Annotated in this window: 7 protein-coding genes and 1 tRNA gene; 3 read left to right on the top strand and 5 right to left on the bottom strand. The window is 69.4% G+C overall.

Annotated elements, in window-relative coordinates:
- Positions 1-1,356, bottom strand: a 1,356-nt coding sequence (locus tag IPZ69_RS30145) for a S8 family serine peptidase (protein ID WP_235457790.1), incomplete at its 3' end; no start/stop codon positions are given.
- A gap of 208 nt (positions 1,357-1,564) precedes the next feature.
- On the bottom strand, positions 1,565-2,092 hold the full coding sequence (locus IPZ69_RS30140; RefSeq protein ID WP_235457788.1) for a hypothetical protein: 528 nt from the start codon (positions 2,090-2,092) through the stop codon (positions 1,565-1,567).
- A gap of 259 nt (positions 2,093-2,351) precedes the next feature.
- On the opposite strand from IPZ69_RS30140, the gene IPZ69_RS30135 reads away from it, so the two are divergent.
- The gene (locus IPZ69_RS30135) at positions 2,352-3,002 is read left to right on the top strand and encodes an ATP-dependent DNA ligase (RefSeq protein ID WP_235457787.1); all 651 of its coding nucleotides are present in this window, start codon (positions 2,352-2,354) and stop codon (positions 3,000-3,002) included.
- 82 nt (positions 3,003-3,084) lie between these two features.
- On the opposite strand, the gene IPZ69_RS30130 is transcribed toward IPZ69_RS30135, so the two are convergent.
- Positions 3,085-3,555: a hypothetical protein gene (locus IPZ69_RS30130; RefSeq protein WP_235457786.1), complete on the bottom strand. Its 471-nt coding sequence runs from the start codon at positions 3,553-3,555 to the stop codon at positions 3,085-3,087.
- A gap of 378 nt (positions 3,556-3,933) precedes the next feature.
- On the opposite strand from IPZ69_RS30130, the gene IPZ69_RS30125 reads away from it, so the two are divergent.
- Together IPZ69_RS30125 and IPZ69_RS30120 are read left to right on the top strand one after the other, a co-directional pair.
- Positions 3,934-4,005 (top strand) — tRNA-Gln (locus IPZ69_RS30125).
- 692 nt (positions 4,006-4,697) lie between these two features.
- A complete protein-coding gene (locus tag IPZ69_RS30120; protein ID WP_308407561.1) occupies positions 4,698-5,078 on the top strand; it encodes a CBS domain-containing protein in 381 nt (126 codons plus the stop codon).
- Between the two features lie 122 nt (positions 5,079-5,200).
- On the opposite strand, the gene IPZ69_RS30115 is transcribed toward IPZ69_RS30120, so the two are convergent.
- Positions 5,201-5,371 (bottom strand): hypothetical protein, encoded by a 171-nt coding sequence (locus IPZ69_RS30115; protein WP_235457785.1) that lies wholly within the window; start codon positions 5,369-5,371, stop codon positions 5,201-5,203.
- A gap of 93 nt (positions 5,372-5,464) precedes the next feature.
- The gene (locus tag IPZ69_RS30110) at positions 5,465-5,821 is read right to left on the bottom strand and encodes a PRC-barrel domain-containing protein (protein ID WP_235457784.1); all 357 of its coding nucleotides are present in this window, start codon (positions 5,819-5,821) and stop codon (positions 5,465-5,467) included.
- Positions 5,822-6,000 lie beyond the last annotated feature (179 nt).

Raw genomic sequence — 6,000 nt, 5'->3', positions numbered from 1 at the left:
GGCGAGTGCTCCCACTGCCAGGATCCCGGGCAGGGTAGCCGGGTGGGTGAGGGGTCCTGCGGTGTCGCCGGCCGGGGCGATGACGGTGATCCCGGCGGCGTGTGCGTCGGCGAGTTTCCAGGCGGCCAGCTGGGAGGGGGTGGTGTAGGCGAGATTGAGCTGGGCGATGTCGATGTCGTGGGTGACGCAGTAGTCGACTGCTTCGAGCAGGTTGCTCAGGTGCCCGCCCGGGAAGAGTTTCAGCGCGTGGAGTTCGGCCTCGGCCGCGATCCCGGCGATGCCGGTGCGGTTGTCCGCCGCCGCCATGATGCCGGCGCACCACGTGCCGTGACCCGTGGCGTCCACGCCCCAGGTGCCGTGCCCGGTGCCGGTGAAGTCGTGCCCGTGCTGGACGGTGTCCTTGAGATCCGGGTGGCCGGTGTTCACTCCGGAGTCCAGCAGCGCGATTCTGATGCCGTGTCCGCGGTACGTGGGTGGGATTTGGTTGAGCCGCATCGCCTGGGTGCCCCAGCCCGTGAGCGCCCGGCCCGGGAATCCCTCGAACGTGTCCGACAGAGCCTGCACCTGAACCACGGCTTCTCCGCCTGCGGAGGGTTGGGGGATGGCGGTGCGCGTGGGCCAGTAGCCGGACAGCGGGCGGACGTAGAGGGCCTGCAGCGTCTCAGGGGTGTCCGCGGCGAGCGTCAGGGTCACCCGGCCGTCGGGGCCGGTGACGCCGTGCACGGGCCCGCTGCTGCCGATCGCCCACACGTGCGCGTCGGCCACCTCATCCCCGTCGCTGCCCACCACGCGCAGCGTGAACTGCTGGGGCTCTTCCAGGGTGACGGCCAGCATGGGGTCGATCATCGGCACCGGACCCAGGCCCACCAGCGGGGTAGGGAGGTAGGACAGGGGCTGGTCGATCTCCACGACCACCTGAGGGTTCGCCGCCAGGGCACGCGCCCGCTCCTCGGGCATGGCCACTACCGCCACCGGCGGGCAGGCTGGTTGCGGCTCGGCGATCGCCCCCAGGCCCCGCGAACGCGGTGGCCGCACCTGCGCCACCGGCTCCACCTCGGGGTCTTCTTCCAGCAGCGCAAACAGTGCCGAGGCCTCGATCGGTGGCACGCCGCCCGCAAGCAGCCCCAAAGGCCGCGGCGCGACCAGGTACCGGCCCCACCCCGACCGCACACCGCGCCCGCCCGGTTGCGGCTGTGCCTGCCGGTCCGGCTCCTGCCGCTGCTCGCCCTGACCCGCCGCGGCGCGCGCCGCCGACGGCTGCTGCCCGGTCTCGCCCGCCCCGGCTTGCGCACGCGCGCCCTTCGCGCCCTTGCCGCCGTCACCCGGCGTCACGTTGTTGCCGTCTTGCTCAGTCATCATCCAACCGCCGTCTCACACGAAGAAGTTGTCGCACGTCCGGGTCGTCAAAAAAGGCCGCCGGGCCGGGGGAGCGGGCGTGCTTGCGCTCCCCCGACCGGCGTGCCGCCGCGCCGTCGCTTCGCCGTCCCGGCGCGGCGGCAGTCGGCTCGGGCAGCACCCTGCCCGCCCACAGGAGAAAGGGGAGCCAGCGCTGCCCGGCCGCCGCTCACACGCCCAACGGTGACAGCGGCCCGAACTGCGACTGCTGCCCGAAGACCCCCTGGCCCTGGAACTGGCTGTGCTGGCCGTGCTGGTCCTGCTGCAGGCCGGGAATCTGCCCGTACTGCTGTCCGTAGGAGCTCACCTGGCCCTGGGCGGTGATCTGCGCGAGCCCGTTGTGCACGACGGGGGCGATACGACGCGCACACTCGGTCAGCACGTTGCTCCAGGCATACGACGGCGGGATCTGCCCCTGCGCCTGGACGGCCACCAGGATCTGCGGGTCCATCCGCAACTGCTCCACCACCGCCGTGACGGCCGTCGCTGCGCACCGCAGCGACACTTCCGCCACCAGCAGCGGCAGCTGTCCCTGCTGAGCCAACCGCTGGTTGAACTGGCTCAGGCCCTGCCGACCCCACGGCTGCTGCTGCCCGTACGGCGACTGCGTGAGCGGGGGCTGTCCGTACGGCTGCTGCTGCCCGTAGGGCTGCTGCATGTGGGGGTGGCCGACCTGCTGGGGGGTGTAGACGGACATGCGGGACTTCTCCTTGAGTCTTGCCGGGGGCGCAGACGCAACGGCGACCGGAAGGGCCCGGCCCACCGCCACTGAGCAGCAAACCACCAACCGGCCAAGAACACATTCCGGGACATACCGCCAAGCGACGGAGCTATCCCTGGGGCAGGCTGACGGTTCCCCCAAGATGGCGGCGTCAGCCCTGGTCACAGGCGGCCACCGGTCCTGCGGAGACGGGGCGGGTGGCCCGGGCAGGGTCGCGGGGCGCAGGCTGGAAGGCATGAGCGTGGATCCCCCTGCCGGCGCTGAGGGTGTGCTGCCGTTGCTGGCTCCGATGCTGGCGGTTATCGGCCCGCCGCCCGGGCCCGAGGCCGAGGCGGAGTACGCGTACGAGACGCTGTGGAACGGGGCACGGGTCATCGCCCACCTGCCCGGCGACGGCGGCCTGCGGCTGCTGTCCCAGACAGGGATGGACGTCACCGCCCAGTACCCAGAACTGCACAGCCTCGCTTCGCTGCTGCCGGGAGGGCAAGCGGTACTCGACGGGGAGATCGTCACGCTCGACGAGAACGGGCGGCCCGCGGTGGAGCGGCTGCAGCAGCGGATGAGCCTGCACCAGCCAGACGCGGTCACCCACGCTCGCGAGGACCTGCCCGTCCAGCTGGTGCTCTACGACATCCTCTACCTCGGCGAGCCGGTCATACAGCTGCCCTACACCGCCCGCCGCGACCTACTCGACGATCTCGCCCTCGCCGGCCCCGGCATCAGCGTGCCAGCCGCCTGGCCCGCACTCGCCGCCCAGGCCCTCCAGCACAGCCTCGCCGAGGGCTACGACGGCGTGGTCGCCAAACGCCTGTCCAGCCCCTACCTGCCCGGCCGCCGCACCCGCGACTGGATCAAAATCAAGCACATGAGACGGGATAAACGATAGGAACCGCAGGGGAGTTACGGATGGTGATGCGGTGTGCCCGGAAACGACTCCCGGGCACACCGCATCGCGCGCCGCCAGAGCGTCAGCCGATACCGAAAGGCTGGCCCATCTGGCCGAACCCGAAGCCGGGCTGCTGGTACTGCTGCGGGTACGGCTGGCCGAACGACTGCTGGCCAAAGCCGCCGCCCCACTGCTGCTGGCCCTGCTGGCCCTGCTGGCCCTGCTGGCTCTGCTGCACCAGGGTCAGGATCGCGGTCGGCAGCGCCTGCTGCACCGACTGCTCCACAGCGCTGCGCACGCCCTGGAGCAGCGTCGTGTGCAGCGCGACAGCCAGGTACGGGTGCGCCTGGTGGGCCAGGCCCTGCTGCTGCAGCTGCTGCTGGACCTGCTGGATCTGCTGCAGCGTCTGCTGCATACGCTGCGCGATCTGCTGGCTCGCCTGCTGGCAGGCCTGCTGGATCGCCTGCTGGACCACCTGCGCGAGCTGCTGCTGCGGGCCGCCGATCTGCTGCCCGAACTGCTGCAGCGGCTGGGCACCGGTCATCACCGACATGAAAGCTCCATTCAACACCAGGGGAAAGCCGACATATAGGACTATGTGGGCTTTTCGGGCTGATTCCGACGTGCTGAGGCTAGGGTGGCGGCGCCATGACCGCAATCGGGCGAGCCGCTCAAGAGGGAAGAGCCCCCCGATCGGATTCGGCGAGCGGTGAGCCGTCGGGTGGTGCGGCGGCCTCGCCACCGGCCGCTGGTCCACCGCAAACACTGCGCCCAGTTGGCCCGCAGGGCTACCCCCGGAACCGACCGACACGCCCGGGGTGCATCACCGAGCGTGACGCAGGGTTTGGGTATATTAGGCACGGTCGCCGCGTTGTGACACGCGGCAGGACTCGCCCCGACTGGCCTTGGCTCTCGCGGTCTTCGAGGCGGATGGGATATGGGGTAATTGGCAGCCCGACGGTTTCTGGTTCCGTTAGTTCAGGTTCGAGTCCTGGTATCCCAGCCGGCACGGTGAACCGTCCCGGATTCGTTGGAGGGGCAGGCCGGTTCGAATCCTGGAGGATTGGGACCTGCTCGGACGCAGCTTCTGACTTCCCTGTGGCGGACGTCTCGATCGCTGCGAACTGCTCTGTCGTGTGTGTGCCTTTCGCCTCAGGGGCCGTTGACATCTCCACTCTTGAGGATTAGGACAAAAGGAGAAAAAGGCGCGAATCGCCGCGCTTTTGGGTCGGTGGCTCCCAGCGACCTACGTCAGGACTCCCTGACTGTGCACCACGGGGAGGAGGTGAACGCATGAGCGACACCGAACAGGCGCCCCAGGAACCCGAGCCGACTCCACCTGTGAGCGAAGAGCCTGCGGAGGGCGCGGAGACGGAGGCTCCTGCGACTGGCGAGAGCGCGGAACCCGAGGCGGTTGCGACTGAGGGCGAAGCATCCCCAAACGAAGCCAGCGCCGGAGAAGCCGAGGCTGCCACGGCTGAGGGTGAGAAGTCATCCGAGGGCGAGTGAGGGGAGCCGCATCCTGGTAAAGCGATCATCATCACCGGCATCGGCGAACGGTGCCCCACCCGTACGGCCGGAGGAGAATGCGCCAGCGGCGAGATTCTCCTCCGGCCGCCTTTTCGCCCGCTCCACGCGCAGGCTGCGCGGGGTGTCGTTGTACCGGCGGCGTGTGGGACGTGTTCCGGCACGCCGGTGTCCGTGGAGACCGGTGCCTTGGTCACCGATGTGGCGCGGCTGATGCGTGACGAGGACATCGGCATCGTCCTGGTCACGAGGCAGGAACACCTGCACGGACTGGTGAGCGACCGGGACCTGGTGGTGCGCGCTCTCGCGGAGGGCACGGATCCCCAGCACATGACCGTGGCCGATGTGTGCAGCGAGGAACTGGTCACCGTCATCCCGGACGACGATCTCGACCGCGCCGTGGAGTTGATGCGGGAGCACTCCATTCGCCGTCTCCCGGTCGTCGAGGGCGACGAGCCGGTCGGCGTCATCTCGCTCGGCGACCTGGCGATCGAGCGCGATCGGAAATCGGCGCTCGGCGACATCAGCTCGGCCAGGCCGAATACGTGACGCGCTCGGAAGAGCTGAGCCCGAAGAAGACAAAGGCCGAAGGGGCGGTGTCACCGCGCCTTCGGCTCTTCTCGCGCGCAGCGCGGCGGCGGGCCGTGCCGCCCGGATGCTGTGCGGTGGCATCAGCGGAGGAGGTGTCGATGAGAGCGCCGGGACCAGCGCCTGCTGACCAGGGCCAGGTCCGCCACGAAGACCACGATGCCGATGATCAGGAGGTAGGTGAGCCCCTGCGCCACCGCGCCGATGAGTCCCAGGACGATGGCCACGATGATCAGGAACAGGCAAAGCGCCATGGTGAGCACGCCCTTGGGCCTGTGCTGCGCGCGGTGAGCCGGCGCAATGACCAGCGATTGGTCAGGCTTCGACACTCTGGTGATGGAGGCCGGTCACTGGCGTGCGAGGCGGCGCCCGTGCCCAGCGCCTGGCTCGTAAGGCTGGTCGTAGTGTTTGAAGACCTCTTCTTCTCGCTCGGCGGGCAGGACGTCGTCCATGCCCATGGACGGCGCCTTCTTGACCAGCCCTTTCGAGTGCGCCACCTTCACGTATCCGGGGCCCAGGGTTGCCTCGTCGACGGGTACGAAGACGAGTCGGTGCCGGGTCGGAAGTCCGGTACGGACGGTGGCCATGGTCGGCGTGTCGGTGGTGGTGTCGACGTAGACCGCTTCCAGGGCTCTGATCTTGTGTCCTTTGGGGTCGATCACGTCCTGGTTGCGCCACTCGCGGATATCGGCTGAATGGATCATGCCTTGCTCCTTGCGGCCCGTGCTTCCCGGAGCACTGCACCCGACAGGAGGGGTGGCTGCGGGGGGTCTGCCACCTGTTCACGTGACTCTGACCGCTGGTCAGCTGGGCACGTGGCCTGGTTTCTTCCGGCCCGCCAAGGGCCGAGCGGCTCTGACGAGACCCTGGGCCCGGCACGGCC

Source organism: Streptomyces olivochromogenes (genome assembly GCF_021538895.1).
GTDB classification, from domain to species: Bacteria; Actinomycetota; Actinomycetes; order Streptomycetales; family Streptomycetaceae; genus Streptomyces; species Streptomyces olivochromogenes_A.
Note: the sequence above shows the minus strand (reverse complement) of the source record. Positions and strands in the feature narration are given on the sequence as shown.

Coding starts and splice junctions, on each gene's coding strand:
- IPZ69_RS30135 (WP_235457787.1), top strand. CDS start 2,352: ATGAGCGTGGATCCCCCTGCCGGCGCTGAGGGTGTGCTGCCGTTGCTG.
- IPZ69_RS30115 (WP_235457785.1), bottom strand. CDS start 5,371: ATGGCGCTTTGCCTGTTCCTGATCATCGTGGCCATCGTCCTGGGACTC.
- IPZ69_RS30110 (WP_235457784.1), bottom strand. CDS start 5,821: ATGATCCATTCAGCCGATATCCGCGAGTGGCGCAACCAGGACGTGATC.
- IPZ69_RS30130 (WP_235457786.1), bottom strand. CDS start 3,555: ATGTCGGTGATGACCGGTGCCCAGCCGCTGCAGCAGTTCGGGCAGCAG.
- IPZ69_RS30140 (WP_235457788.1), bottom strand. CDS start 2,092: ATGTCCGTCTACACCCCCCAGCAGGTCGGCCACCCCCACATGCAGCAG.